Consider the following 24,343-nt stretch of genomic DNA (forward strand, 5'->3'; position numbering starts at 1 on the left):
GTCATTCTCCTTCGTTCCTGGTGTGATCGTTCTTCGGTTCTTCAGTCGGACCGGACGCGCCGGCGGGTTCGGCGAGCAGCGCATCGAGGCGGTCGATGCGTGCACGCCACAGCTCCTCGTAGCGGGCGAGCAGTGCGCGAGCGCGGGCGATCATCGCCGGGTCCGCCCGGACGAGGCGTTCGCGCCCCTCGGCGCGCTTGACGATGAGGCCCGCGGCCTCGAGCACGGTGACGTGCTTCTGCACGGCCGCGAACGACATGTCGTACTCGCGGGCGAGCGCCGACACGGAGTACTCGCCGGAGAGCGTCCGACGCAGGATGTCGCGCCGGGTCGCCGCCGCGAGTGCGTGGAACACGCGGTCGATCTCGTCATCGCTGAGCTCAATTCCTACAACCATTTGGTTGTACGTTACGACGGGACGCCGCATCCGTCAACCCCCTCCTTCGAACTGTCACGGGCAGAGGGGCGCCGGTTCGGACGAACTAGACTGTTCGGGTCCGGCATCCCCGAATTTCTGGAGCTGAGCCGCGTGACCACCCCCGCTTCGACCTCTGTCGCCGACACCGTCGAGAACGCCACCGCCACGCCCGAGAAGGAGCAGCCGTACGCGGCGCTCGGTCTCAAGCCCGACGAGTACGACAGGATCCGCGAGATCCTCGGCCGTCGCCCCACGTCGGGCGAGCTGGCGATGTACTCCGTCATGTGGTCGGAGCACTGCTCCTACAAGTCGTCGAAGATCTACCTCCGCAAGTTCGGGGAGAAGGTCTCGGACGAGATGAGGGAACGGCTCATGGTCGGCATGGGCCAGAACGCCGGCGTCGTCGACATCGGCGAGGGCTGGGCCGTCACCTTCAAGGTCGAGTCGCACAACCACCCCAGCTACATCGAGCCGTTCCAGGGCGCCGCGACCGGCGTCGGCGGCATCGTGCGCGACATCATCTCGATGGGCGCGCGTCCGGTCGCCGTCATGGACCAGCTGCGCTTCGGCGCCGTCGACCACCCCGACACGGCGCGCGTCGTGCACGGCGTCGTCAGCGGCATCTCGTTCTACGGCAACTGCCTGGGCCTGCCGAACATCGGCGGTGAGACCGTGTTCGACGCGGTCTACCAGGGCAACCCGCTCGTCAACGCCCTCGCGGTCGGCGTCCTCCGCCACGAGGACCTCAAACTCGCCAACGCCACCGGCGCGGGCAACAAGGTCGTGCTGTTCGGCGCCCGCACGGGCGGCGACGGCATCGGCGGGGCCTCCATCCTCGCGTCCGACACGTTCGCCGACGGCGGCCCGACCAAGCGCCCCGCGGTGCAGGTCGGCGACCCGTTCGCCGAGAAGGTGCTCATCGAGTGCTGCCTCGAGCTGTACCGCGGCGAACTCGTCGAGGCCATCCAGGACCTCGGCGCCGCCGGCATCTCGTGTGCGACGTCGGAGCTCGCCGCCAACGGCGGCTCGGGCATGCGCGTCGACCTCGAGAAGGTGCTGCTGCGCGACCCCTCGCTCACCCCCGAGGAGATCCTCATGAGCGAGAGCCAGGAGCGCATGATGGCGATCGTCGCGCCCGAGAAGCTCGACGCGTTCCTCGAGGTCGTCGGCAAGTGGGACGTCGAGACGTCGGTGCTCGGCGAGGTCACCGGCGACGGGCGCCTCCAGATCTTCTGGCACGGCGAGCAGATCGTCGACGTCGACCCCTCCACCGTCGCCGTCGACGGACCCGTCTACGAGCGCCCCGTGGCCTACCCGACGTGGATCGACGCGCTGCGTGAGGACTCGGCATCCGCTCTCCCGCGTCCGACCGACGCGGAGACGCTGCGCGACCAGTTCACGAAGCTCGTCGCGAGCCCCAACCTCGCCGACACGTCGTGGATCACGAACCAGTACGACTACTACGTCATGGGCAACACGGCGCTGTCGTTCCCCGACGACGCCGGCATGATCCGCGTCGACGAGCACTCGGGGCTCGGCTTCGCGATCGCCACCGACTGCAACGGCCGCTACTGCCAGCTCGACCCGTACCAGGGGGCGAAGCTCGCGCTGGCCGAGGCGTACCGCAACGTCGCCGTGAGCGGCGCCGAGCCGACGGCCGTCACCGACTGCCTCAACTTCGGCTCGCCCGAGAACCCCGAGGTCATGTGGCAGTTCTCGCAGACCGTGGACGGCCTGTCGGACGCGTGCCTCGAGCTCGGCGTGCCCGTCACCGGCGGCAACGTCTCGTTCTACAACCAGACCGGCGACCAGCCGATCTTCCCGACGCCCGTCGTCGGCGTGCTCGGGATCATCGACGACGTCGCCCGCCGCATCCCTTCGGGCTGGCAGGACGCGGGCGAGAACATCTACCTGCTCGGCGTCACCTCGACCGAGCTGTCGGGCTCGCAGTGGGCGGGGACCATCCACGACCACCTTGGCGGACGCCCGCCGGCGGTCGACCTCGCCCAGGAGAAGAAGCTCGCCGAGCTGCTGCACGCCGGCGGCCAGCAGTCGCTCATCTCGTCGGCGCACGATCTCTCGTCGGGCGGCCTGGCACAGGCCCTGGCCGAGGCCACCATGCGCTTCGGCGTCGGCGCTCGCGTGTGGCTGAACGAGATCCAGGAGCGCGATGGAGTGGATGCCGCCACCGCCCTGTTCTCGGAGTCCACGGGCCGCGTCATCGTCTCGGTGCCGCGCGAGGACGACGTGAAGTTCCGCGGCCTGTGCGAGGGCCGTGGCTACCCCGTGCTGCGCATCGGCGTCACCGACTCGGCGGCGGACGGGGACGAGCCGGCACTCGAGGTGCAGGGCCTGTTCACCGTCCCGCTCGCGGAGCTGCGCGACCTGTCGACCTCGACGCTACCCGACGCGTTCGGCCCGATCATCACCGAGCACACCGCCTGAGCTCGTTCCTTCCCCCGGTTCGGGGCGCGCCGCGTCCGTTCGGGGCGCATTGGATGCGCCCCGAACGGACGGGACGCGCCCCGAACCCACAAGTAGGATGGGCGCATGGCGGCGGAAGACGACGAGTACAACGGTTTCAACGACACCCGGCAGCGCCGCGTGAAGATCGTCGCCTGGGTGACGATCGTCGCCCTCATCCTCGTCGGCGGCGGCGCCACCGTGTTCGCCCTGCTCTTCGGCTGACGTCATGCGGTTCGCCGAGGTGTCAGCAGACTCCCGGCGACAATTGCGCTATATCGCGATTACCATGGCAGGGTGGAGCCCATCCTCCTCATCGTGTCGAGCTGGTGGTGGATCGCTCCGGCTGCCGCAGGCGCCGGGGCGGCGACCTATGCGGGCATGACTACGCGCAGCCGCCGGGCACGACGCCTGGAACTTGACGCCGCGCGCGCCGAGGAGTCTCAGGCATATCGCGACCTCGTCGCCGCCAAGGCGCGGCTGCGCACGGCCCAGGCCGACATGATGACCGCGAAGTCGCGCTCCTCCGCCCCGCCCGCGCACGCCGCCGAGGCGCGACGCGAGTTGCAGGCCGCCAGGCAGGATGAGAAGACCGCATCCCTGGCCCTCCGGGCGAGCCGCACTCGCGTGAAGGCGGGCTGGGCGCAGTACCGCGCCGCCTCCTCCGGCGATCCGCTGCCCATCGACCGCCTCTACGCCGCGCACGATGCCGTGAACACGCGCTGGCTCGCGTACGAGACCGACGTCGACAAGGCGCTGGCGTTCCCGCAGATGACGGATCCGCGGCATCCGGCGACCGTCGTGTTCCTGCGCGCCCAGCGCGAGGCCCTCGCGAAGCGCCCGACCCTGCGCGACCGCGTGACGCCGCAGCAGTTCCTCGAGTACCGGGTCGCGGTGCGCCACCTCGAGGCGACGTTCTCCGAGGCCGAGCGGCAGGCCGGCGTTCCGGGCGCGTCGCGTCCGAACGGCGCCGGGGCGACCGCCGCCGCAGGGCTCACCGCCGCGGCCGCGGTGCTGTCCGAGATCGCCGACCGTCTTCCCGCGCTCATCGCCCGGATCCCCCCGCCACGGGCGAATGAGCCGCCCGCTGGCAGGGTGCCCTGAGCGGACCACGCGGCGGCGACCGGCCGTTAGCATGACAGGGTGGACCAGTTCTGGGCCTTCGCCGGCGACTACTGGTGGCTCGTGTTCCCGCTCATGGGAGTCATCGGGTGGATCGGCAGCGCCTGGGAGCGTGGCGCGCGCATGCGCCACAAGCGCCGCCTCGAGGTGATGCACGCGAAGGCCGAGCTCAAGGCCGCGCAGGCTGCGGCGCGGGGCAAGGCGGTGCCCGCGGCAGCCCTTCCGCCGATCACGGCGGCGACGGCGATCGCTCCGCAGGGCGCTTCGGCATCACGTGAGACCCAGGTGACGCAGCTCGATCGACTGTTCGCCACGCACGACGCGGTCACCGCGCGCTGGCTCGAGTACGAGCTCGACGTCGCGAAGATCATCGCGTTCCCGGCCATGAGCGACGGGCGGCAGCCGCTGACCGCCGCCTTCCTGCGCGCGAAGCGCATCGCCGACGGACTCCGCCCCGCCTCGGCGAAGGCGCGCCTCTCGAAGGAGCAGCTGGCCGAGTACCGCAACGCCGTCGCCGACTTCGAGGTGGCGTTCGACGTCGCCGAGCGCGACGCGCGGCGCCTGCGCGACTCGACCTTCACCGAGGACGAGCGCAAGCGCCTCGACACCGCCAAGAAGCTCCTCACGGTCGCGGTCGACGAGGCCGCGACGCCCGCCGAGCGCCAGCTCGCGTACCGCCGCGTGCGCGAAGAGCTCGACGGCCTCATCTCCATCTCGGATGAGGCCATCGAGGTGCTCGAGAACAAGGTGATGCTCGAGATCGGCCCCGTCGCCTCCACCACGCCGACGGCGACGGATGCTGCGGCCCCGCCGCGTGCGGAGCCCCCTGCGTCGCCCGAGCCCGAGCCGCTCCCCGCGCCGAAGCGGCCGAGCACGACGCCGCCACCGACGGCGACCTGGCCCGTGCCCTCTCGCGGCAACGGCGATTCTCCGGGCCGCGTGACGCACCCCAAGCCCCACCGCTGACCCGCCTGCCCAGGCGGGGTCAGGCGGCGAGCTCGGGGTGGGCGTCGATCCAGCCGTCGATGCGGGCGAACCAGTCGAAGAGCCACGCGGCCCGGGCGTCGAGATCGTCGGGGATCTCCGATCGCGGCACGCGCCAGGCGCGCATCGTGATCCCCTTGTCCATCGGCAGCTCGCGCCAGATGTCGCGGAGGGTGACGAGCCGGTCGAGGCCGGTATGCGCGATGAACACGACGTCCGCGTCGGGTGCGGCGTCCAGCGCCGCGTGCATCCCGCCCGGCTGCGGCGCCATGACGTGCGTCATGGCCTCCGCCCGCTCGGCCATGGCCTCGCGGCCCGCGTCGCGCAGCCGCTTGATGCGCGAGCGGCGTCTCGTCGGACTGACCTGACCCCCCTCGGGGAAGATGACGAACGCGTCTTCGGGTCCGAGCCCCGTCGCCAGTTCACGGAGCGCCGCCTCGACCGAGGCGCCGCCGCCCTTGCGCCCGTGGCCGAACCCCGACGGCACGATGAAGCGCGCCGGGATCCGGTGCAGCAGGATGTCGATCGCCGGATCCCACTGCAGCGTGTACTTGAGCACGATGCGCGGCCGACGGGCGACCTCGTTCAGCAGCGTGTGGATGAGGATGAACGAGTCGCCCGGCCCCCCGTGCCGGCTCGCCACGACGAGCGGAGTGCCGGGGGCGAAGAGCGCCTCGAACGCGGTGCGGCGGGTGGCGGGATCCGCGTCGTCAGAGCCGGTCGTCGTGATCGTGAGCCGCAGCACGCCGCCGAAGATCCAGAACAGGAGTCGCAGCGCCCAGGCACCGAGGCGGTAGTGCGCCGTCACGAACCCCGGCCGGCGCACGGCGTAGCCGAAGCCCGACGCGATCCACAGGGCGAACAGCGCGATCACGAGCATCGCGTCCCACAGCAGGTACACGGTCACGAGCCACAGCACGCGCGGCAGCCGGAAGCGTCCGGGGACGAGTGACGTGAGCGCCAGCGCGACGATCAGCCACAGCGGCGTGAGCAGCAGCATGAGGAGCGCCGCCACGATCACGAGCGGGGCGAGAAGGATGCGGCGCACCCAGGTGGGCAGCATCCGCATCACGTCTCCCGGCTCTCGGCACCCAGCCCGCGCTCGGCGAGGAACTCGCGGCTGGCCTCGTAGGCCGCGTCGATGCGCCGGTGCACGGTGTCCATGCGCCGGTACGACATGAGCGAGTCATCGCCGTCCAGCCCGCCGCCGCTCGGCAGCACGTGCAGCGCGACGCCCTCGGGCAGGGTCGCGACGTCGCGGGCGTAGCGGTGGCGGCGTGCGATCTCGAAGGCGACGCGGGCCGTGTCGACCGCCGACTTCGGAGCGACCAGCGGGGTCTCGATGCGGCCGACCTGCAGCACGTAGACCGTGGTCGCGCCGACCTGCACCGCCTGCTCGATGGGGATCGAGTTGACGATCCCGCCGTCGATGAAGTGCTCGTCGCCGATGCGGGTCGGTGGCAGCAGCCCGGGCACCGAGGCGGAGGCCAGGATGGCCTCGATGAGCGGCCCCGACTCGAACACGTGCTCCGCGGCGCGCTCGATGCTCGCGGCGACGACGCGGAGCCGCACCGCGAGGTCCTCGAACGTCGTGTCGGCGCCGAGCGCCCGCTCCAGCAGGTGCTGCAGCGGAGCGGGCGAGTTGAGGTGCGTCTTGGTCTTCACGAGCCGCGTGAACTGCGCGAACAGCGAGTCGCCGTACACGGCGTTCGCCTCGGGTGAGGTCCACGCGCCGAGCAGGCGCTCGATCACCGCCGGCGTGGGGTCGCTCGCGACCAGCGCGCCGTTGATCGCGCCGATCGACGTGCCCACCACGACATCGGGACGGATGCCGGACTCCAGCAGCGCCCGCAGCATCCCGATCTCGACGGCGCCCCGCACCCCGCCGCCGCCGAGAACGAAGGCCACCGTCATGCCCACACCCTATTGCGGCGCGGGCATGACGGCCGGAGATCAGCGGGTGAGGCTGTCGACCCAGTCGCGGTTGTCGGCGATCCACTTCGCCACGACGGGGCCGTAGTCGTCGCCGTCGTACTCGCCGAACATGGCGTCCTCGAGCGAGTAGAGCAGCTCGTTGTCCATCCGGAACTCCTCGAGCCACTCCGAGACCTCGGGGAACTCGCCGGCGAACGCGGTCGATGCCACCGTGTGGATGCCCTCGGCGTCGCCGAGCAGCCCGTCGGGGTCTTCGAGGTCCTTGAGCGGGAACGCGTTGTACGCCCAGTGCGGTCGCCACAGGGTGACGGCGACGTCGCGCCCGGCGTCCGTCGCGGCCTGCAGCTCGGTGAGCATCGCCGGCGTGGAGGACGTGACGAACGCCATGCCCTCCAGCCCGTAGCCGGGGATCACGTCGTTCTGCGTGACGGTCACGAGGCCCGACCCCGCCTCGATGCCCACGAGCCGGTTGCCGAACACGTCGGCGTTCGCGGCGAGCTCGGTGAGCGAGTCGACGGGCGCGTCCTCGTTCACGGCGATCGTGAGCTTGGCCTCGTCGTTCCAGGCGCCGAGATCGACGAGGTCGTCGCCGTACGTCTCCATGTAGTCCGCATGCGTGAGCGGCAGCCACGTGTCGAGCGTCAGGTCGTAGTCGCCCTTCGCGATGCCGGTGTAGGCCGCGGCCGGATCGGCGTAGGCGAGGTCGACGGTGTAGCCCTTCTCCTCGAGCACGGCCTTCCACAGCTCGGACGCGGCGATGCCCTCGTCCCAGCCATTGAACACGGCGATCGTCAGGCGGCCCTTGTCGGAGCCGCCCGCGCCCGTCTGCGCGAGCGCGCCGTTGACGAGCAGGGCCGCCGTTCCGGCCAGGGCGAGTCCGGCGGCGATGATGCGGCGCGTGGTCATGTCGTCTCCTCCTGTCAGGCCGGGACGGGCTCGGGTCGCGGGGCGGCATCGTCGGCGGGCACGGATGCTGCGCCCTCGGCCGCCGCAGCGGGCTTGGCGTTCACGGGTGCCGGGGTGGCAGCATCCGTGTCCCCGTTCGCGATGCCGGGGGTGCGCGGCCTGCGGGTCCGCGGCTGGGAGAAGCCGGACGTGACGCGGTCGAGGATCATCGCGAGGATGACGACTGAGAGGCCTGCTTCGACGCCGAGGCCGATGTCGATGCGGCTGAGGCTCTGCACGACCTGGCCGCCCAGGCCGCCGGCGCCGACCATGCCGGCGATGACCACCATCGACAGGCTCAGCATGATCACCTGGTTGACGCCGGCCATGATGCTCGGCAGCGCCAGCGGCAGCTGGATCTGGCGCAGGATGCGACCGGGCGAGGCGCCGAAGGCGTGACCGGCCTCGACGATCTCGGGGTCGACGCCGCGGATGCCGAGCTCGGTGAGGCGCACACCGGGCGCCAGCGCGAACGCGATGGTCGCGACCATGCCGGGCACCGGACCGACGCCGAAGATGAGCATCGCGGGGATGAGGTAGACGAAGGCGGGCATCGTCTGCAGGAAGTCGAGCACGGGGCGCAGGATCGCCGAGACGCGGTCGCTGCGCGCCGCCCAGATGCCGAGCGGCACCGCGATCGCGATGGCGACGACCGCGGCGAGGATGACGAGGGCGAGGGAGTCCATCGCGTTCGGCCACTGGCCGACGGCGACGATCACGAGGAGCCCCAGTGCGCTGCCGACGGCGAGCAGGAGGCCCTTCGACCAATACGCGAACGCGGCGATCACGAGGATCACGGCCCAGAACGGGGGCGTCGACAAGGATGCGTCGAGCCAGTCGTAGAGGCCGCGGAAGATCACGGCGACGACGTCGAAGAAGCCGCCGAGCGCATCGATCACCCAGCGCACGCCGGTCTCGACGACATCGCCCAGGGGAAGGCGGATCAGGTCGTTCATCGCAGGGCTCCTTCCGCGGCAGCGGCGGGTTCGTGGGCGCCGACCTCCATCGGAGCTGCGGCCCGGCCCCCCGGCGCGGCGGGATGCTCCACCACCTCGAGCGTCTGGGTCATCACACTCGCCGGCACCGTGGCGGGTACGTCGATGATCGGGTTCTCCCGGGTCACCGGCGGCACGTCACCGAGGGCGGCGAGCAGGGTCACGCGCGGGATCGTGCCGACGAGCCGCCCGGCGTCGTCGATGACGGCGACGGGCACCGGACTCTCGACGGCGCGCTCCACCACGTCGGTGAGCGGGTCGTCGACGTGGACGGCGGGCCGGCTGCCTCGCACCAGCGAGCGGAGATCGGTGCGGCCGTCCTTGACGGCGCGGATGACGGCGCGGTCGGTGACCGACCCGAGGAACCGGCGGTTCTCGATGACCGACACCGAGCCGACCTGCAGGTCGCGCATGACGCGCAGAGCGCCGCGCACGCCCGCGCTCACCGGCGTCGTGGCGACCGGAGGAGCCATGACCGATCCGGCGGTGAGCACGCGGGCGCGATCGACGTCCTGCACGAACTGGGCGACGTAGTCGTTCGCCGGGTCGGTGAGGATCTCCTCGGGCGTGCCGTTCTGCACGATGCGGCCGTCGCGCATCACCGCGATGCGGTCGCCGAGGAACATCGCCTCGTTGAGGTCGTGCGTGATGAACACGATCGTGCGGCCGAGTTCGCGCTGCAGCTCGATGAGCTGCTCCTGCATCTCGCGCCGGATGAGCGGGTCGAGTGCCGAGAACGCCTCGTCCATGAGCAGGATGTCGGTGCCCGAGGTGAGTGCGCGGGCGAGTCCGACACGCTGGCGCATGCCGCCCGAGAGCTCGTCGGGCATCGCGTCGGCGCGGTCCGCGAGGCCCACCTTCGCGAGGATCTCACGCGCCCGGGCCCGGCGCTCGTCGCGGCCGACGCCCTGGATCTCGAGGGCGTACGCGGCGTTGTCGAGAACGGTGAGGTGCGGCAGCAGCGCGAAGTGCTGGAACACCATCGAGATCGAACGCTGACGGATGCCGCGCAGAGCCTTCGCGGAAGATGTTGTGACGCTCTGCCCCTGCACGAAGACGTCGCCGGCGGTGGGCGGCAGCAGGCCGTTGAGCATCCGCAGCACGGTGGATTTGCCCGAGCCCGACAGGCCCATGATCACGAAGATCTCGCCGGGCTGGACGGTGAAGCTTGCGTCGATCACGGCGGCGGTGCCCGCGTCGGCGACGTCGGCGCGCGTGGCGCCGGCGCGCAGCCGCTTGACGGCGTCGCGCGGGTTTCGTCCGAAGACCTTGAAGAGATTCCTCGCCTCGATGGCAGGCGGAACGGTCACTGTGCACCTCGGCAGCTCCGGTGCAGGAGCTGCAGCGGTCGCGCCCGGGTGGCGGCCGTTCCCGCAGCGGATGTCGGATCCGCGCCGCGGCCGCCGACCATACGCTCACCGGTCTGACGCTCGGGCGACACCAGCGACCGCGGACTGGTCGGGAGGGCCCAAGAAGGACCTCATCCACCGTTTCATGCCGCCGCAGGGGTCGCAAATTCGACACCGACCGGCCGTTTCGGTACCTCGCGCACGCGTGATATCACCCCCACGGGCGAAGAGGGGCCGGGTCCATCGCAAGGGCACTGGTTGACGGCATCCGACTTCCATGGTTACTTAGTCAAGTAACTAACCGACCAAGCGGGGGTGGATGTGATCGAAGAAGGCCGGGCGCTGTTCCTCCAGATCGCCGAGAGCGTGGAGGACGCGATCATCGACGGCAGCCTCGCCGAGGAGTCGCAGGCGCCGTCGACGAACGAGCTCGCCGCCTTCTACCGGATCAACCCCGCCACCGCCGCGAAGGGAGTCGCGATGCTCACCGACAAGGGCGTGCTGTACAAGCGGCGCGGCATCGGCATGTTCGTGGCGCCCGGTGCGCGCGAACTCCTGATGAACGAGCGCCGCACGGCGTTCGCCGACCGCTTCGTCGAGCCGCTGCTCGCCGAGGCCCGCAAGCTCGGGCTCGGGCCCGACGACCTGGAACTGCTCATCCGCGACCGCGCTTCGGCGCAGGTCGCCACCACCACGGAAGGGAACGCACGATGACGACCGGGACGCACGTCATCGAGGTGAAGAATCTCACCAAGCGCTACCGCGACGTCGTCGCGGTGGACGATGTGAGCTTCACCATCGAGAAGGACACCATCTACGGCCTGCTCGGCCGCAACGGCGCCGGCAAGACGACGGTCATGTCGATCCTCACGGCGCAGAACTTCGCGACGTCGGGCGACGTCCGCGTGTTCGGCATGCAGCCGTACGAGAACGCCAAGGTGCTCTCGCGCATGTGCTTCGTGCGCGAGAGCCAGAAGTACCCCGACGACGCACTGCCGAGGCACGCGTTCGACACGGCGAAGCTGTTCTTCCCGAACTGGGACGACGAACTCGCCGCGCAGCTCATCGACGACTTCCAGCTTCCGCAGAAGACACGCATCAAGAAGCTGTCGCGCGGTCAGCTCTCAGCTGTCGGCGTGATCATCGGGCTCGCCTCGCGCGCCGAGATCACGTTCTTCGACGAGCCGTACCTCGGCCTCGACGCCGTCGCGCGTCAGATCTTCTACGACAGGCTGCTGGAGGACTACACCGAGCACCCGCGCACGGTGATCCTCTCGAGCCACCTGATCGACGAGGTGTCGAACCTCATCGAGCGCGTGCTCGTCATCGATCACGGGCGGATCGTCATGGACGAGGCGACGGATGCCGTGCGCGACCGTGCCGCGAACATCGTGGGCGACGCGAGCGCCGTCGACGCGTTCGTCGCCGGGCGGCAGGTGATCCACCGCGAGAGCCTGGGGAACGTGGCATCCGTCACCGTCCTCGGCGCCCTCACGCTCGCGGACCGCGAGCGCCTCGCCGCGGCGCGCCTGGACGTCGCTCCGGTCTCGCTGCAGCAGCTGATCGTCCGCACCACACAGAACGCGGCATCCGAGTCCGCGGCGTCCGAGGAAGGAGCACTGCGATGAACCGCACCGTCAACGTCGTGCGCATGCAGCTGATCAACAAGCAGACGTTCGTCTGGGTGCCGCTGATCGTGCTCGGCTCGTCGTTGGCGATGTCGCTCGTGATCTACGCCATCCTGAGCTCCTCGGGCCTTCCCGGCCCCTTCTACGGCGGCGGCTCGCAGGCACCCCTGTGGGTGCTGCTGTTCGTGGGGATCTCGTCCCTGACGCTCACCTTCCCGTTCTCGCAGGCGATGAGCGTCACGCGCCGGGAGTTCTTCCTCGGCACGATGCTCGCCGCGGCGATGTGCGCGGTGCTGCTGGCGGCGGTCTTCGCGATCGGCGGCATCATCGAGGACGCGACGGACGGGTGGGGCATCAACGGGTACTTCTTCGCGCTCGACTGGGTCGTCGAGAACGGCCCGCTCGGCGCGGCGTTCTTCTACTTCGTGATGGCGATGCTCATCTTCATGCTGGGGTTCTGGTCGGCGACCGTCTACAAGCGGTCCGGCGCCCTGCTCCTGACCCTCATCTGGGTGGGCGTCGGCGCGCTGCTGCTCGTCGCGATCTGGGCGATCACGCGCTTCGAGGTGTGGGGCGACGTGATCACGGCGCTGGTCGAGCTCGGCGCGGTGGGTCTGGCCGCGTGGGGACTCGTCCTCACGCTCGTGCTCGGCGGGATCTCTTACCTCACTCTGCGGCGCACGGTTCCCTGATCCCCTCCCGCTCGCTGAGCGAGCTTGCGAGTCGGAACGGATGCTGCCACCCGGCGATCACGCCGGGTGGCAGCATCCTCTGTTCCACGTGAAACGGAAGGTCAGCGGGAGTCGGCGGCCTCCGTGTGGTGACGGATGACCTCGGCGACCACGAAGTTGAACCACTTCTCGGCGAAGGCCGGGTCGAGGTCGGCCTGCTCGGCGAGGCTGCGCAGCCGCGCGGTCTGCTGCTCCTCGCGGGCCGGGTCGGAAGCGGGCATGCCGTGCTCGGCCTTCAGGTGGCCGACCTGCTTGGTCGCCTTGAAGCGCTCGGCGAGCAGATACACCAGGGCGGCGTCGATGTTGTCGATGCTGCTGCGCAGCCGGGCCAGCGTCGTCGTGGGGTCTTCGGTCATGGCGCTCCTTCTCGCCCCTCGACGATACCCGAGCACCTGAGCCGCTCCGCCGTGATGACGGCGCCTCATGCCATCCGGGTGAAGTTTGCCGCGCGTACCTCGTGGCGCGCACTCCCCAGCCCTAGAGTGTGACCCATGACCGATGCCTCGCCTTCAGTCGGTGCCACCTCCGCCGAGGCCGCCGAGCCGCTTTCCGCCGACCCCGCAGCCGGCACCGACGCGGCGGCGGTCTCGCCCGGCGTCAACGGCGCCGCGTCTCCGGAGGCGACCCCGGTGTTCACCGGCGAGGCGCCGGAGGGCAAGACCTTCTGGGCGAACCTCAACAGCCCGTTCCGCCTGGGGCTGGTGCTCACGCTCGGCGGGCTGGCCGCCATCGCCCTGGGCCTGGCGTTCTGGAACCTCTCGACGATCATCATCTACGTCGTCTTCGCGCTGTTCGCGGCGCTCGGCCTCGACCCGGTGGTGCGGTGGTTCGGGCGCCACAACGTCTCGAGGCCGTGGGCCATCGTGATCGTCTACACGGCCTTCGCGCTCGTGTTCGCCGGCGTCATGCTCCTCGTGATCCCGGCGCTCGTGAAGCAGATCACCGCGTTCTTCAGCGACCTGCCCCAGACCGTCGACGAGTTCCAGCAGTCCGACTTCTACGCGTGGCTGAGCTCGACGTTCGGCTCTCAGGTCGGCGCGATCACCGACCAGATCGAGAAGTTCCTCACCAACCCGGCGAACATCGCGGCGATCGGCGGCGGCGTCGTGAACTTCGCGATCAACGTGGGGACGACGATCTCGGGCCTCATCATCGTGCTCGTGCTGAGCCTCTACTTCCTCGCGGGGCTCCCGGCCATGAAGGTCGCGTTCAACCGCTTCGCGCCGGCTCGCAACCGCCCCAAGGCGGCGGCCATGACCGACCAGATCACCGATTCGATCGGCGCCTACCTCATGGGCATGGTGGTGCTGGCGTTCTGCAACTCGGTCGTCGCGTTTCTGCTGCACCTGTTCCTGGGGCTGCCGTTCCCGGCGCTCATGGGCGTGCTCGCGTTCCTCATCACCCTGATCCCGCTCATCGGTTCGGTGCTGTACTGGATCACGGCGACGACGCTCGCGCTCTTCACCGGCTGGGTGCCGGCGCTGATCTTCGCGATCATCTACCTGATCTACATGCAGCTCGAGGCGTACGTGCTCACGCCCAAGGTGATGAACAAGGCGATCTCGGTGCCGGGTGCGCTGGTCGTGATCGGCGCCATGGTCGGCGGCACGCTGCTCGGCCTCCTCGGCGCGCTGGTCGCGATCCCGGTGACGGCGTCGATCCTCCTCATCATCAAGCAGGTCTTCATCCCCAAGCAGGACGCCAAGATCTGACCTACAGCGCGCAGCAACGCCGGGCACAGCGGACTGCCCTCCTCCGGCGGATCAGCGCGCGGGGAGCAGGCAGGTCGGCGACGGGGCCTCGCTGCGGTGGCGCACGCGCCCCGGAACCCCCGTGCGCACGTCGAGCGTGAGCGAGGCCACCTCGTTCGACAGCTGCCCGGCGACGAGCAGGATGTCGCGCACCACGACGTGGTGGCGCGGCCAGTCCACCCCGGCGTCGACCAGGGCGACCGGCTCGACGTACTCGCCTGCGCCGCGCACGCGCAGCGTCGCGAGCGTGTTGCTGCCGCGCACGCCGGCGTAGAGGAACTCCCCGTCGCGTGACGCCGCGAGCTCGGCGGCGCTGTCGCCCGGGAGGGTGCCGGCGCCGAGCGGCGTGCCGCCGACGAGGCTCCACGTGCCGTCGGCCGCCGGCGCGAGCACGAACAGCTCGCACGAGAACTCGGTCACGACGTAGAGGTGCCCGCTCGGGTGCCACGCCATGTGCCGTGGGCCGCTGCCCTGCGGCAGCGCGACCTGCTGCACCTGTCGCAGCCCGTGCGTTCCGTCCCGCCAGAACCGCACGACGTCGTAGCCGAGGTCGGTCGTCGCGATGAGCGCACCCGGCAGGAACACCGCTTCGTGCGCACGGGAGGGACGGGCGACGGATGCTGCGTCCTCCGCCCCGTCGGTCGCCGCGGGCTCTTCGCGGTCGTGGTCGGGAACGAGGTGCGCGTACTCCTCCCCGGCAGCCTCGCGCAGTGCCCGCGCCGCCGCGGCGAGGTCGATGTCGCCGGCCTGCTCCAGCGCGCCGTCGGGCCCGTAGGGGTCGGTCGCCGCAGGAGCGATCACCGGCGACGAGGGGCGGCCCGCAGCATCCAGGTCCATGCGGACCACGCGTCCGTCGCCCCAGCAGCTCGCGACGAGGAAGCGGCCGTCGGGCGACACCGCCACGTGGCACACCGCCTCGCCGGCGGCGACGGGCGCGCCGAGCGCCGCGAACGTCGCCTCGCCGGTGCGGCGGAAAGCCTGCACCTGCGCCCGGGCTTCGAGCGCCGCGAACACGACATCGCCCGGCGCCACGGTCAGCGACCCCGGGTGCGGTGCGAGCCACGACGGCGAGTCCGCGGTGGCGACCTCGCCGGCGAAGGCCAGCGCGCCGCCCGCGGAGGCGTCGTCCGCGGCGCCGGCGAGCAGCATCCCGAATCCGGACGCGCTGCCGCCCATGTCGGCGGTGTATCCGCCCAGCCAGAACCTCATGAGTCTCCGTATGGCTCGAGACGTCTCGTCTCTGCGTTTCGTCTCGCCAGCTCGCTCAACGACCGCGTTCCTCGCTCGCTCAACGACCGGGCAAGGGGTCAGTCGACGAGGTCGTGACGCACGATGACGGCGTCACGGGCCGCGCCCACGCCGATCACCGAGATGCGCGTGCCGCTCATGGCCTCGAGCGCGAGGACGTACTCCTGCGCTTCGGGCGGCAGCTCGTCGAAGGTGCGGGCTCCCGAGATGTCCTGCTTCCAGCCGGGGAAGTACTCGAGGATCGGCTTCGCGTGGTGGAAGTCCGACTGGTTGACGGGGATCTCGTCGAACCGCTCGCCCTCGACCTCGTAGGCGACGCACACCGGGATCCGGTCGAGGCCGGTGAGGATGTCGAGCTTCGTCAGCACGAGGTCGGTGATGCCGTTGATGCGCGTCGCGTAGCGCGTGATCGGCGCGTCGTACCAGCCGACGCGGCGGGGGCGGCCGGTCGTCGTGCCGAACTCGAAGCCGCGCGAGCGCAGGAAGTCGCCGTTCTCGTCGAACAGCTCGGTCGGGAACGGCCCCGAGCCGACGCGCGTCGTGTACGCCTTGACGATGCCGACGATGCGGTCGAGGCGGTTGGGGCCGACGCCGGAGCCCGTCGCCGCCCCGCCCGCCGTCGCCGACGAGGAGGTCACGAACGGGTAGGTGCCGTGGTCGACGTCGAGCATGGTCGCCTGGCCGCCTTCGAAGACGACGACGTCGCCCGCGTCGAGGGCGTCGTTGAGCAGCAGCGACGTGTCGGCGACCATCGGGCGCAGGCGCTCGGCGTACGACAGCAGGTCTTCGACGATCTCGTCGGCCGTGATCGCACGGCGGTTGAAGATCTTGACCAGCAGGTGGTTCTTCTGGTCGAGAGCGCCCTCGACCTTCTGGCGCAGGATGTTCTCGTCGAAGAGGTCCTGCACGCGGATGCCGACGCGGTTGATCTTGTCGGCGTAGGCGGGGCCGATGCCGCGACCGGTGGTGCCGATCTGCCGCTTGCCGAGGAACCGCTCGGTGACCTTGTCGAGCGTGCGGTGGTACTGGGTGATGATGTGCGCGTTCGCGCTCACCCGCAGGCGGGAGGTGTCGAGACCGCGGGCGTGCAGCGCCTCGAGCTCGTAGAAGAGCACCTCGAGGTCGATGACCACGCCGTTGCCGATCACGGCGTTCACGCCGGGAGACAGGATGCCGGAGGGCAGCAGGTGCAGCGCGTACTTCTCGTCGCCGATGACGACCGTGTGGCCGGCGTTGTTGCCGCCGTTGAACTTGACCACCCAGTCGGTGCGCTCACCCAGGAGATCGGTGGCCTTGCCCTTGCCCTCGTCTCCCCACTGGACTCCGACGATCACGATGCCTGGCATGGGCTACTCCCCCGTTATCGGACGGTTACACCCCATCCTATCGGGATGCTTCGTTACGCCTTCTGGCGCCGTGAGTCCTCCCGTGACATCCGGCGTTGGACGCGCGCATGACGCCGCGGGAATCGTGAAGAGCGGATCGCCTCGTGCGAAAGAAGGAGAACTCCCGTGACCGATCAGGTTCACCTCGCCATCGCCCTCGAACGCGCCGGCTGGCACCCCGCCGCGTGGCGCGAGGCCACAGCGCGCCCGCACGAGCTCACGTCGGCGCGGTATTGGCGCGACCTGCTGCGCACGGCCGACGACGCCGGCATCGCCCTGGCCACGATCGAGGACGCCCTCGCGCTCACCGACCGGTTCGAGCCGGCCGACGGCCTCCGCCGCGACCGGGTGCGGGGCCGCCTCGACGCCGTGCTCATCGCGTCGTATGCCGCGCCGCTGACGCGCCGCATCGGCCTCGTGCCGACCGTCACGACGGCGCACCCCGAGCCCTTCCATGTCGCCACCGGCATCCAGACGCTCGACTTCGCCAGCCGCGGCCGCGCCGGCGTGCGGCTCGTCGCGGGCGCGTCGGCCGCCGAGCGCGCCAACTTCGGCCGCCGCACGTCGGGTGTCGACGCCATCCCCGCGTCGGGTCGCGTCGAGGACTCCCCTGAGATTCTCGCGGCCTTCCGCGAGGCCGGCGAGTTCGCCGACGTGCTGTCGCGCCTGTGGGACTCGTGGCAGGACGACGCCATCATCAGGGATGCTGCGACCAGCCGCTTCCTCGACGCCGACCGCGTGCACAACATCGAGTTCGAGGGCGAGTTCTTCTCCGTGACGGGCGCCTCGATCGTGCCCCGGTCGCCGCAGGGCCGGCCGCTGATCACGGTGCTCGCGCACCAGACCGTGCCGTACCGCCTCGCCGCGGAACATGCGGACCTGGTCTTCGTCACCCCCGTCGACGAGACGGAGCGGCCCGGCTTCACCCTGCCCGGCATCCTTTCGGAGCTGGATGCTGCCGCCGACGACCTGCGAACGGGCGACGAGCGCCTGCGTGTCTTCGCCGACCTGCTCGTACTGGTCGAAGACTCGGAGGCCGCGGCGCGCGATGCGCTGGCACGCCTCGACGAGTGGGACGGTGCGCCGCTCGCGTCCGACGCGCGCGTCGTCGCAGGCACGCCCGGCGATGTCGCGGACGCGGTGCGGGAACTCGCCGCGGCGGGCGTCGACGGTGTGCGCCTGCGCCCCGCGCGCCAGCCCGCCGATGTCGTCGCGATCACCGAGAAGGTCGTGCCGCTGCTGCGTTCGACCGGCACACTCCGCGAGGACGACGGAGCTGGGTCCCTGCGCGCCCGCCTCGACCTCGCCCGCCCCGAGAGCCGCTACGTCCGAGAGAAGGTCGCGCTGTGAGCCGCAGCATCCGTCAGATCCACCTCGCCGCCCACTTCCCCGGCGTCAACAGCACGACAGTCTGGACGGACCCGACGGCGGGCAGCCAGATCGACTTCTCGTCGTTCGAGCACTTCGCCGCAACGGCCGAACGCGGACTGTTCGACTACGTCTTCCTCGCCGAGGGCCTGCGCCTGCGCGAGCACAAGGGCCGCATCCACGAGCTCGACGTGCTCGGTCGCCCCAACACGCTGTCGATCCTCGCGGCGGTCGCCGCGATCACCGAGCACATCGGCGTGGTCGGCACGCTCAACACGACGTTCAACGAGCCCTATGAGCTGGCGCGTGAGCTCGCGACCCTCGACCACCTGTCGGGCGGCCGGGCCGGCTGGAACGCCGTCACCAGCTCCGACGCCTTCCACGGGGCGAACTTCCGCCGCGGCGGCTACCTCGACCACGCCGACCGCTACGAGCGCGCGCGCGAGTTCGCGGCGCTCGCGAAGGAGCTGTGGGATTCGTGGGCAGAGGGCGACGTGCGAGCGGATGCTGCCACCGGCGTCTTCCTCGACGACGGCGTTCCGGCGCGCGTGCGCCACAGCGGCCCGCAGTTCGACGTCGACGCGCTGTTCGACGTGCCCCGCTCCCCGCAGGGACGCCCGGTCATCGTGCAGGCCGGCGACTCCGCCGACGGGCGCACGTTCGGCGCCGAGCACGCCGAGGTGATCTTCTCGCTGCATCAGGAGTTCGAGGACGCGCGCGCGTTCTACGGCGACGTCAAGGGACGCCTGGCCCAGTACGGCCGCGACGAGGACTCGCTCAAGATCCTCCCGGCGGTGACCTTCTCGCTGGGCGACACCGAGGCGGACGCCCGCGAGCGCGCCCGCGAGGTCGCACTGCAGCAGGTGCGTCCCGAGGTCGCGCTCACGTACGTCGAGCAGGTGTGGGGCCGCGACCTGAGCGGCTACGACCCCGACGGGCCGCTGCCCGACGTCGACCCCGACACCGGGAACGAGACGGCGCGCGGCTGGGCGAACCGGCACGCGGCGGTGCGAGCCAGGATCGCGAAGCTGCGGCAGCTGTCGGAGACCGAGGGGCTCAGCATCCGTGAGACCGTCATCCGCCTCACGGCCACCCCGACCTTCGTCGGCACGCCCGACCGCATCGCCGCCGAGATCGACCGTTACGTGCAGGAGCGCGCGACGGACGGCTTCACCGTCGTCGGGCACCTGACGCCGCACGGGCTGGACGAGTTCGCCGAGCGCGTCGTGCCGCTCCTGCAGGAGCGCGGCTCGTACCGCCGGTCGTACGACGAGGGCGCCACGCTGCGCGACCTGCTCGGCCTTCCGTCGCCGGTTGCGGCACCGGCCCTCGCGGCACGATGACGGGCCGCGCGCGCCTGCTGTTCGTCGGAGCCGGCCCCCGGGCGATCATGCTCCTCGAACGCGTGCTGGCGCGCGCGGACGAGCACACGCTGCTCGACATCGACCTCGTCGACCCGCATCCCCCCGGTGCCGGCCGCATCTGGCGACACGCGCAGTCGCCTCTTCTGAAGCTCAACTCGATGACCCGCGACGTCACGGTGTTCACCGACGACAGCTGCACGATCGACGGGCCGGTGCGCCCGGGTCCGTCGCTCAGCGAGTGGATCGAGCAGTGGCGCGCCGGTGAGCTCCTCGACGTCGACCTCGACGAGCTGTCGGCCGCCGAGGCCCGCGCCCTCGCGCCCGAGGGCTTCCCGACGCGGCGCCTGCACAGCCACTACCTCGACTGGTTCTTCCGCCGCACCGCGGCGAGCGCGCCGGAGGGCGTGCGCGTCCGGCTGCACGCCGACACCGTGGCGTCGGTACGGGCGACCGCCGATGGACGGCACGCGGTCTCGCTCGAGAGCGGTCGCGAGATCGAGACGGATGCTGTCGCCTACTGCCTGGGCCACACCGAGCGCGAGCCCGACCCCGCGACGACAGCCCTCGCCGTGGCTGCGGCGCGGGAGGGGCTCACGTACGTGGGCCCGGCGTTCACCGCGGACGCCGACCTGTCGCGACTGGCCCCGGGTACGGACGTGATCGTGCGCGGCATGGGACTCGCGGCCGTCGACCTCGTGGTGCTCCTCACCCACGGACGCGGCGGACGGTTCGACCGCGATGCCGACGGGGCGCTGCGCTACCTGCCGTCGGGCCAGGAGCCCCGGCTGCACCTCGGCTCGCGGCGCGGCGTTCCGTATCGCTCCAAGGTGACCTCGACCCTGCAGGGCGACCCGCCGCAGCGCGACGTGCTCACCCCGCAGGCGATCGCCGCTCTCGTCGACACCGGCCGACCGATCGACTTCGATCGCGACGTGTGGCCGCTCGTGGCCGCGGAGCTGCTGCACGGGCACTACCGGGAGCTCTTCACGGGGCACCCGGACCGGGTGGCGAGCACGTGGGAGGAGTTCCGCCCGGTGCTGCAGGCGCACGCGTGGGACGACCCCGCCCTGCGCACCGCGATCGCCGCGGTCGTGCCCGATCCGCTCGACCGGTTCGACGTCGCCGCGTTCGACCGGCCGTTCGCCGACGCGCAGTTCACCGACGCCGGCGACCTGCAGCGCCGCGTGCGCGCGCACATCGCCGACGACCTGCAGCTGCGCACGACGCAGGAGCGCAGCCCCGCACAGGGCGTGTTCATCGCGGCGCTGCTGTCGTTCATGGCGCTGGCCGAGATCCCCAAGGAGCGCTTCACCGCCCGCTCCCGCGCGTACACCCTGCCCGTCCGATGGCACACGTTCTTCAGCTATCTCGCGAGCGGTCCGCCCCCTCACCGGCTCGAGGAGCTGCTCGCGCTCGCCGCCGCCGGGGTCGTGCGCTTCCTCGGGCCCGACGTCGAGGTGGCGGTCGAGCCGCGCGGGTTCGCAGCATCCGCTCCCCGCGTTCCGGGCGAGACGGTCGCCGGGGCGCTCGTCGACGCGTGGCTGCCCGCCGCCGACGCCGCGCTGAGCACCAACGGCGTGCTGCGCGAGCTCGCCACGGTGCACGGCAGCGAGCTGCGGGTGACGGATGCCGAGTACGACGGCTCACTCGGACGCGTGCGCGTCACCGAGGACGGACGCGTGCTGCGGCCCGACGGCTCCCCGCACGACACGCTGTTCGCGATCGGCCCCTTCACCTCGCAGACCGAGGCCGGCGCGTTCACCCGGCCGGCGGCGAACTCGCTGTCGCTGCGCCAGACGGACGTCGTGGCGGGCGCGATCGCCGCGCGTCTCGCCGTGTCGGTGCCCGTCGGCTCGTAGCCCCGGTAGAGCGCACCCGATGTGACGCCGAATGACGGCGCGTGACCGTGCGCGACCGTCATTCACGCCGCGTGACATCACCGATCGAGCGCCACACCGCGTCTCCGAGACGCTGAGACCACGAGCCGGCACCATCGCCGCAACTCGCCCGCCACAGCTTCTGGAGACACCATGTCGTTCACCCGACCCCGCACCGCCGCGCTCGCGGCGATCGGCGTCGTCGCGCTCGCGCTCACCGCGTGCGCGACCGGCGCCGGCGACGCCGCACCCACCGCATCCGCCGAGGCGGAGCCCGTCTCGGGCGGCAACCTGACCTTCGCGATCTCGGTCGACAGCCAGTGCATCGACCCCCAGCAGGTCGGCAACAACGACGCGATCGCCATTGCGCGCCAGACCGTCGCGTCCCTGACGATCCAGGACCCCGAGACCGGCGAGATCCTGCCGTGGCTCGCCACCGACTACGAGGTGAACGACGACGCCACGAGCTTCACGTTCACGCTGCAGGACGGTCCCACGTACGCCGACGGCGAGCCCATCGACGCGGCATCCGTCAAGACGAATTTCGAGGCCATCCAGGCGCTGGGCGCGAAGGCCAGCCTCGGCTCGTCGTACCTCGCCGACCTCGAGAGCGTAGAGGTGCCGGACGAGCACACGGTCATCGTCAACTTCTCGGAGCCGAGCGCGCAGTTCCTGCAGGCGACGTCGACCTTCTCGCTCGGGCTGCTGTCGCCCGCGACAGCCGCGGTGAGCCAGGCCGACCGCTGCCTCGGCGACTTCATCGGCTCGGGTCCGTTCTCGGTGCAGAGCTACACCCCCAACGAGGGCGCCGTGCTCGAGCGCCGCGACGGCTACGAGTGGGGACCGTCGACCGCCGGCCACACCGGCGAGGCGTACCTCGACACCATCACGTACAAGGTCGTGCCCGAGTCGGGCAACCGCACCGGCAGCCTGCAGTCGGGCCAGATCGACGCGACCACGGGCATCGCGACGGCCGACGCCGTGCTGTTCGAGGGCGATGACTTCTGGTCGCTCAATCGCGCCAACCCCGGCTCGGTCTACAACCTGTACGCGAACCAGTCGACCGAGAAGCTCGCCGACGAGAACGTGCGCCTCGCGATCCAGAAGGGCATCGACCGCGAGCAGATCACGTCGACGCTGCTCGGCCCGGACGACCTGCCGGCCGTGTCGCCGCTCGCGTCGTCGACGCCGTACTTCACCGATCTGAGCGACGTGCTCGAGTACGACCCCGAGGCCGCCGCAGAGCTCCTCGAGGAGTCGGGCTGGACCGAGGGCGAGGACGGCATCCGCGAGAAGGACGGCGAGAAGCTCAGCTTCCACGTGACCTACTGGCAGTCGCCCAAGGAGGTGCTCGAGCTCGTGCAGCAGCAGCTGCGCCAGATCGGCATCGACCTGCAGCTGACCTTCGCGAGCATCGCCGACGTGCAGGCCGCGAACGCCGACGGCACGTACGACTTCTCGTACGGCAACCTGACCCGCGCCGATCCCGACGTGCTCCGCACGGTGTTCTCGGTCAGCGGCACCAACAACGCGACCAAGCGCACCGAGCCCGACGAGATCGACGAGCTGCTCGACGAGCAGGCCGCCATCATCGACCCCGCCGAGCGCCAGAAGGTCGTCGACGAGGCCGCGGAGCTGCTCATCACCGGCGGCTACTCGATCCCGATCTACCAGCTGTCGACCACCATCACGGCCGCGTCGAAGGTGCAGGGTCTGACGTTCGAGGCATCCAGCCGCCTGGACTTCTACGACGCCTGGATCGCCGAGTAAGCACCGAGCAAGAACCGCACGCACAGAGAGGGATGAGGAGCGAGATCATGTGGCTGAGCTACATCGCCCGGAGGATCGGTCAGGGCCTCGTGGTCCTGTGGGCCGCGTACACGATCTCGTTCCTCATCCTGTACCTCCTCCCCGGCGACGCCGCGACGCTGTTCGCGGGCGGCGGCGACCAGGAGGCCATCGACCCCGAGCTCGTGGCACAGCTGCGCAGCGAGCTCGGGCTCGATCGCCCGCTGTGGGAGCAGTACCTCGTCGCCCTGGGCAAGGCGCTGACCGGCGACTTCGGAGTGTCGACGCAGACCGGGCGGCCGGCATCCGATCTGCTCCTCGAGGCCCTCCCTCCGACGCTCGCGCTGACCGCCTTCGCATTCGTGCTGTCGGTCGTGTTCGGCATCGTCCTCGCACTCTCGGCGTCCCTCGCCCGCGCGCAGTGGCTGCGCAACCTGCTGTCGTCGCTGCCGCCGCTGGGCGTCTCGATCCCGGTGTTCTGGATCGGCCTCCTGCTGCTGCAGGCCTTCTCGTTCCGCATCCGCCTCTTCCCCTCGATGGGCGATGAAGGCTTCGAGAGCCTCGTCCTCCCGGCGATCACCATCGCGATCCCCTCGGGCGCGTTCATCGCGCAGCTGCTGTCGCGGAGCCTCCGCTCCACGCTCGCCCAGCCGTACGTCGAGATCGTCCGCGCCAAGGGCGCGAGCGAGCGCCGCGTGCAGCTCGGCCACGCGTTCCGCAACGCGGCGATCCCCTCGCTCACCATGGTCGGCGTGCTCATCGGCGGCCTGCTCTCGGGCGCCGTCGTCACCGAGACCGTGTTCTCGCGCCTCGGCATCGGCCGCCTCGTCGTCACCGCCGTCAACAACCGCGACGTGCCCGTCGTGCAGACCGTGGTGGTCTTCGCCGCCCTCGTCTTCGTGGTCGCGAACCTCGTCGTCGACCTCGTCTACCCCCTCATCGACCGCCGCATCACGCTCGCCCGCACGGCGTTCGTCGCAGCCTGACAGGAG

General features: G+C 70.8%; 22 protein-coding genes. 13 read left to right on the top strand and 9 right to left on the bottom strand.

Annotated elements, in window-relative coordinates; translation table 11 throughout:
• Nucleotide 1: 1 nt before the first annotated feature.
• On the bottom strand, nt 2-397 hold the full coding sequence (locus ACFQ7C_RS04575) for an ArsR/SmtB family transcription factor (protein WP_378898339.1): 396 nt from the start codon (nt 395-397) through the stop codon (nt 2-4).
• 132 nt (nt 398-529) lie between these two features.
• Here ACFQ7C_RS04575 and purL point away from each other — a divergent pair, with 132 nt between their 5' ends.
• The 4 genes from purL (at nt 530) to ACFQ7C_RS04595 (ending at nt 4,969) form a co-directional block, all read left to right on the top strand.
• On the top strand, nt 530-2,863 hold the full coding sequence (gene purL, locus ACFQ7C_RS04580) for a phosphoribosylformylglycinamidine synthase subunit PurL (protein WP_378898340.1): 2,334 nt from the start codon (nt 530-532) through the stop codon (nt 2,861-2,863).
• A gap of 105 nt (nt 2,864-2,968) precedes the next feature.
• Entirely contained in the window at nt 2,969-3,106 is a 138-nt protein-coding gene (locus tag ACFQ7C_RS04585) for a hypothetical protein (protein ID WP_378898341.1), read from the top strand.
• Nucleotides 3,107-3,178: 72 nt separating this feature from the next.
• Nucleotides 3,179-3,985, top strand: coding sequence for a hypothetical protein (locus ACFQ7C_RS04590; protein WP_378898342.1), 807 nt, complete (start codon nt 3,179-3,181; stop codon nt 3,983-3,985).
• Nucleotides 3,986-4,024: 39 nt separating this feature from the next.
• Nucleotides 4,025-4,969 carry a hypothetical protein gene (locus ACFQ7C_RS04595; protein ID WP_378898343.1) on the top strand — a complete coding sequence of 315 codons (945 nt, stop codon included), beginning with the start codon at nt 4,025-4,027 and terminating at the stop codon, nt 4,967-4,969.
• Nucleotides 4,970-4,988: 19 nt separating this feature from the next.
• On the opposite strand, the gene ACFQ7C_RS04600 is transcribed toward ACFQ7C_RS04595, so the two are convergent.
• Genes ACFQ7C_RS04600 through ACFQ7C_RS04620 form a run of 5 tightly spaced genes read right to left on the bottom strand, consistent with a single transcriptional unit; the run spans nt 4,989 to nt 10,172 of the window.
• On the bottom strand, nt 4,989-6,050 hold the full coding sequence (locus tag ACFQ7C_RS04600; protein WP_378898344.1) for a 1-acyl-sn-glycerol-3-phosphate acyltransferase: 1,062 nt from the start codon (nt 6,048-6,050) through the stop codon (nt 4,989-4,991).
• A 5-nt stretch (nt 6,051-6,055) separates the two neighbouring features.
• Nucleotides 6,056-6,901: a patatin-like phospholipase family protein gene (locus ACFQ7C_RS04605; RefSeq protein ID WP_378898345.1), complete on the bottom strand. Its 846-nt coding sequence runs from the start codon at nt 6,899-6,901 to the stop codon at nt 6,056-6,058.
• A gap of 39 nt (nt 6,902-6,940) precedes the next feature.
• Complete coding sequence (locus ACFQ7C_RS04610; RefSeq protein ID WP_378898346.1) at nt 6,941-7,828, bottom strand: glycine betaine ABC transporter substrate-binding protein; 888 nt, start codon at nt 7,826-7,828, stop codon at nt 6,941-6,943.
• Between the two features lie 14 nt (nt 7,829-7,842).
• Complete coding sequence (locus ACFQ7C_RS04615) at nt 7,843-8,823, bottom strand: ABC transporter permease (RefSeq protein WP_378898347.1); 981 nt, start codon at nt 8,821-8,823, stop codon at nt 7,843-7,845.
• The gene (locus tag ACFQ7C_RS04620; protein WP_378898348.1) at nt 8,820-10,172 is read right to left on the bottom strand and encodes a glycine betaine/L-proline ABC transporter ATP-binding protein; all 1,353 of its coding nucleotides are present in this window, start codon (nt 10,170-10,172) and stop codon (nt 8,820-8,822) included. The genes ACFQ7C_RS04615 and ACFQ7C_RS04620 overlap by 4 nt, the downstream gene beginning before the upstream one ends.
• A gap of 360 nt (nt 10,173-10,532) precedes the next feature.
• On the opposite strand from ACFQ7C_RS04620, the gene ACFQ7C_RS04625 reads away from it, so the two are divergent.
• Genes ACFQ7C_RS04625 through ACFQ7C_RS04635 form a run of 3 tightly spaced genes read left to right on the top strand, consistent with a single transcriptional unit; the run spans nt 10,533 to nt 12,531 of the window.
• Nucleotides 10,533-10,925 carry a GntR family transcriptional regulator gene (locus tag ACFQ7C_RS04625; RefSeq protein ID WP_378898593.1) on the top strand — a complete coding sequence of 131 codons (393 nt, stop codon included), beginning with the start codon at nt 10,533-10,535 and terminating at the stop codon, nt 10,923-10,925.
• Nucleotides 10,922-11,839, top strand: a complete 918-nt coding sequence (locus tag ACFQ7C_RS04630) for an ABC transporter ATP-binding protein (RefSeq protein WP_378898349.1) — start codon at nt 10,922-10,924, stop codon at nt 11,837-11,839. The genes ACFQ7C_RS04625 and ACFQ7C_RS04630 overlap by 4 nt, the downstream gene beginning before the upstream one ends.
• Complete coding sequence (locus ACFQ7C_RS04635) at nt 11,836-12,531, top strand: hypothetical protein (protein WP_378898350.1); 696 nt, start codon at nt 11,836-11,838, stop codon at nt 12,529-12,531. The genes ACFQ7C_RS04630 and ACFQ7C_RS04635 overlap by 4 nt, the downstream gene beginning before the upstream one ends.
• A 101-nt stretch (nt 12,532-12,632) precedes the next feature.
• Here the strand turns inward: ACFQ7C_RS04635 and ACFQ7C_RS04640 are convergent, their stop codons facing one another.
• Nucleotides 12,633-12,926 carry a chorismate mutase gene (locus ACFQ7C_RS04640; RefSeq protein ID WP_045302127.1) on the bottom strand — a complete coding sequence of 98 codons (294 nt, stop codon included), beginning with the start codon at nt 12,924-12,926 and terminating at the stop codon, nt 12,633-12,635.
• Between the two features lie 135 nt (nt 12,927-13,061).
• Here ACFQ7C_RS04640 and ACFQ7C_RS04645 point away from each other — a divergent pair, with 135 nt between their 5' ends.
• Complete coding sequence (locus ACFQ7C_RS04645; RefSeq protein ID WP_378898351.1) at nt 13,062-14,282, top strand: AI-2E family transporter; 1,221 nt, start codon at nt 13,062-13,064, stop codon at nt 14,280-14,282.
• A 51-nt stretch (nt 14,283-14,333) separates the two neighbouring features.
• Here the strand turns inward: ACFQ7C_RS04645 and ACFQ7C_RS04650 are convergent, their stop codons facing one another.
• Nucleotides 14,334-15,530, bottom strand: coding sequence for a lactonase family protein (locus ACFQ7C_RS04650; protein ID WP_378898352.1), 1,197 nt, complete (start codon nt 15,528-15,530; stop codon nt 14,334-14,336).
• Nucleotides 15,531-15,628: 98 nt separating this feature from the next.
• Nucleotides 15,629-16,915 (bottom strand): adenylosuccinate synthase, encoded by a 1,287-nt coding sequence (locus ACFQ7C_RS04655; protein ID WP_378898353.1) that lies wholly within the window; start codon nt 16,913-16,915, stop codon nt 15,629-15,631.
• A gap of 165 nt (nt 16,916-17,080) precedes the next feature.
• On the opposite strand from ACFQ7C_RS04655, the gene ACFQ7C_RS04660 reads away from it, so the two are divergent.
• From ACFQ7C_RS04660 to ACFQ7C_RS04680, 5 genes are all read left to right on the top strand, one after another.
• Nucleotides 17,081-18,304, top strand: coding sequence for an LLM class flavin-dependent oxidoreductase (locus ACFQ7C_RS04660; RefSeq protein ID WP_378898354.1), 1,224 nt, complete (start codon nt 17,081-17,083; stop codon nt 18,302-18,304).
• Entirely contained in the window at nt 18,301-19,665 is a 1,365-nt protein-coding gene (locus ACFQ7C_RS04665) for an NtaA/DmoA family FMN-dependent monooxygenase (protein ID WP_378898355.1), read from the top strand. The genes ACFQ7C_RS04660 and ACFQ7C_RS04665 overlap by 4 nt, the downstream gene beginning before the upstream one ends.
• Nucleotides 19,662-21,545, top strand: a complete 1,884-nt coding sequence (locus ACFQ7C_RS04670; protein WP_378898356.1) for an FAD/NAD(P)-binding protein — start codon at nt 19,662-19,664, stop codon at nt 21,543-21,545. Before ACFQ7C_RS04665 ends, ACFQ7C_RS04670 begins: the two co-directional genes overlap by 4 nt.
• Before the next feature lie 171 nt (nt 21,546-21,716).
• A complete protein-coding gene (locus ACFQ7C_RS04675; RefSeq protein ID WP_378898357.1) occupies nt 21,717-23,333 on the top strand; it encodes an ABC transporter substrate-binding protein in 1,617 nt (538 codons plus the stop codon).
• Between the two features lie 47 nt (nt 23,334-23,380).
• Nucleotides 23,381-24,337 carry an ABC transporter permease gene (locus ACFQ7C_RS04680; protein ID WP_378898358.1) on the top strand — a complete coding sequence of 319 codons (957 nt, stop codon included), beginning with the start codon at nt 23,381-23,383 and terminating at the stop codon, nt 24,335-24,337.
• The last annotated feature ends 6 nt before the right edge of the window (nt 24,338-24,343 follow it).

The organism is Microbacterium sp. NPDC056569, from assembly GCF_042793475.1.
GTDB lineage: Bacteria > Actinomycetota > Actinomycetes > Actinomycetales > Microbacteriaceae > Microbacterium.

What these genes read in the sequence shown, in the direction of transcription:
- ACFQ7C_RS04645 (WP_378898351.1), top strand. Translation starts at nt 13,062, where the DNA reads ATGACCGATGCCTCGCCTTCAGTCGGTGCCACCTCCGCCGAGGCCGCC.
- ACFQ7C_RS04600 (WP_378898344.1), bottom strand. Translation starts at nt 6,050, where the DNA reads ATGCTGCCCACCTGGGTGCGCCGCATCCTTCTCGCCCCGCTCGTGATC.
- ACFQ7C_RS04630 (WP_378898349.1), top strand. Translation starts at nt 10,922, where the DNA reads ATGACGACCGGGACGCACGTCATCGAGGTGAAGAATCTCACCAAGCGC.
- ACFQ7C_RS04585 (WP_378898341.1), top strand. Translation starts at nt 2,969, where the DNA reads ATGGCGGCGGAAGACGACGAGTACAACGGTTTCAACGACACCCGGCAG.
- ACFQ7C_RS04605 (WP_378898345.1), bottom strand. Translation starts at nt 6,901, where the DNA reads ATGACGGTGGCCTTCGTTCTCGGCGGCGGCGGGGTGCGGGGCGCCGTC.
- ACFQ7C_RS04680 (WP_378898358.1), top strand. Translation starts at nt 23,381, where the DNA reads ATGTGGCTGAGCTACATCGCCCGGAGGATCGGTCAGGGCCTCGTGGTC.
- ACFQ7C_RS04655 (WP_378898353.1), bottom strand. Translation starts at nt 16,915, where the DNA reads ATGCCAGGCATCGTGATCGTCGGAGTCCAGTGGGGAGACGAGGGCAAG.
- ACFQ7C_RS04675 (WP_378898357.1), top strand. Translation starts at nt 21,717, where the DNA reads ATGTCGTTCACCCGACCCCGCACCGCCGCGCTCGCGGCGATCGGCGTC.
- ACFQ7C_RS04575 (WP_378898339.1), bottom strand. Translation starts at nt 397, where the DNA reads ATGGTTGTAGGAATTGAGCTCAGCGATGACGAGATCGACCGCGTGTTC.
- ACFQ7C_RS04610 (WP_378898346.1), bottom strand. Translation starts at nt 7,828, where the DNA reads ATGACCACGCGCCGCATCATCGCCGCCGGACTCGCCCTGGCCGGAACG.
- ACFQ7C_RS04635 (WP_378898350.1), top strand. Translation starts at nt 11,836, where the DNA reads ATGAACCGCACCGTCAACGTCGTGCGCATGCAGCTGATCAACAAGCAG.
- ACFQ7C_RS04670 (WP_378898356.1), top strand. Translation starts at nt 19,662, where the DNA reads ATGACGGGCCGCGCGCGCCTGCTGTTCGTCGGAGCCGGCCCCCGGGCG.
- ACFQ7C_RS04615 (WP_378898347.1), bottom strand. Translation starts at nt 8,823, where the DNA reads ATGAACGACCTGATCCGCCTTCCCCTGGGCGATGTCGTCGAGACCGGC.
- ACFQ7C_RS04650 (WP_378898352.1), bottom strand. Translation starts at nt 15,530, where the DNA reads ATGAGGTTCTGGCTGGGCGGATACACCGCCGACATGGGCGGCAGCGCG.
- ACFQ7C_RS04640 (WP_045302127.1), bottom strand. Translation starts at nt 12,926, where the DNA reads ATGACCGAAGACCCCACGACGACGCTGGCCCGGCTGCGCAGCAGCATC.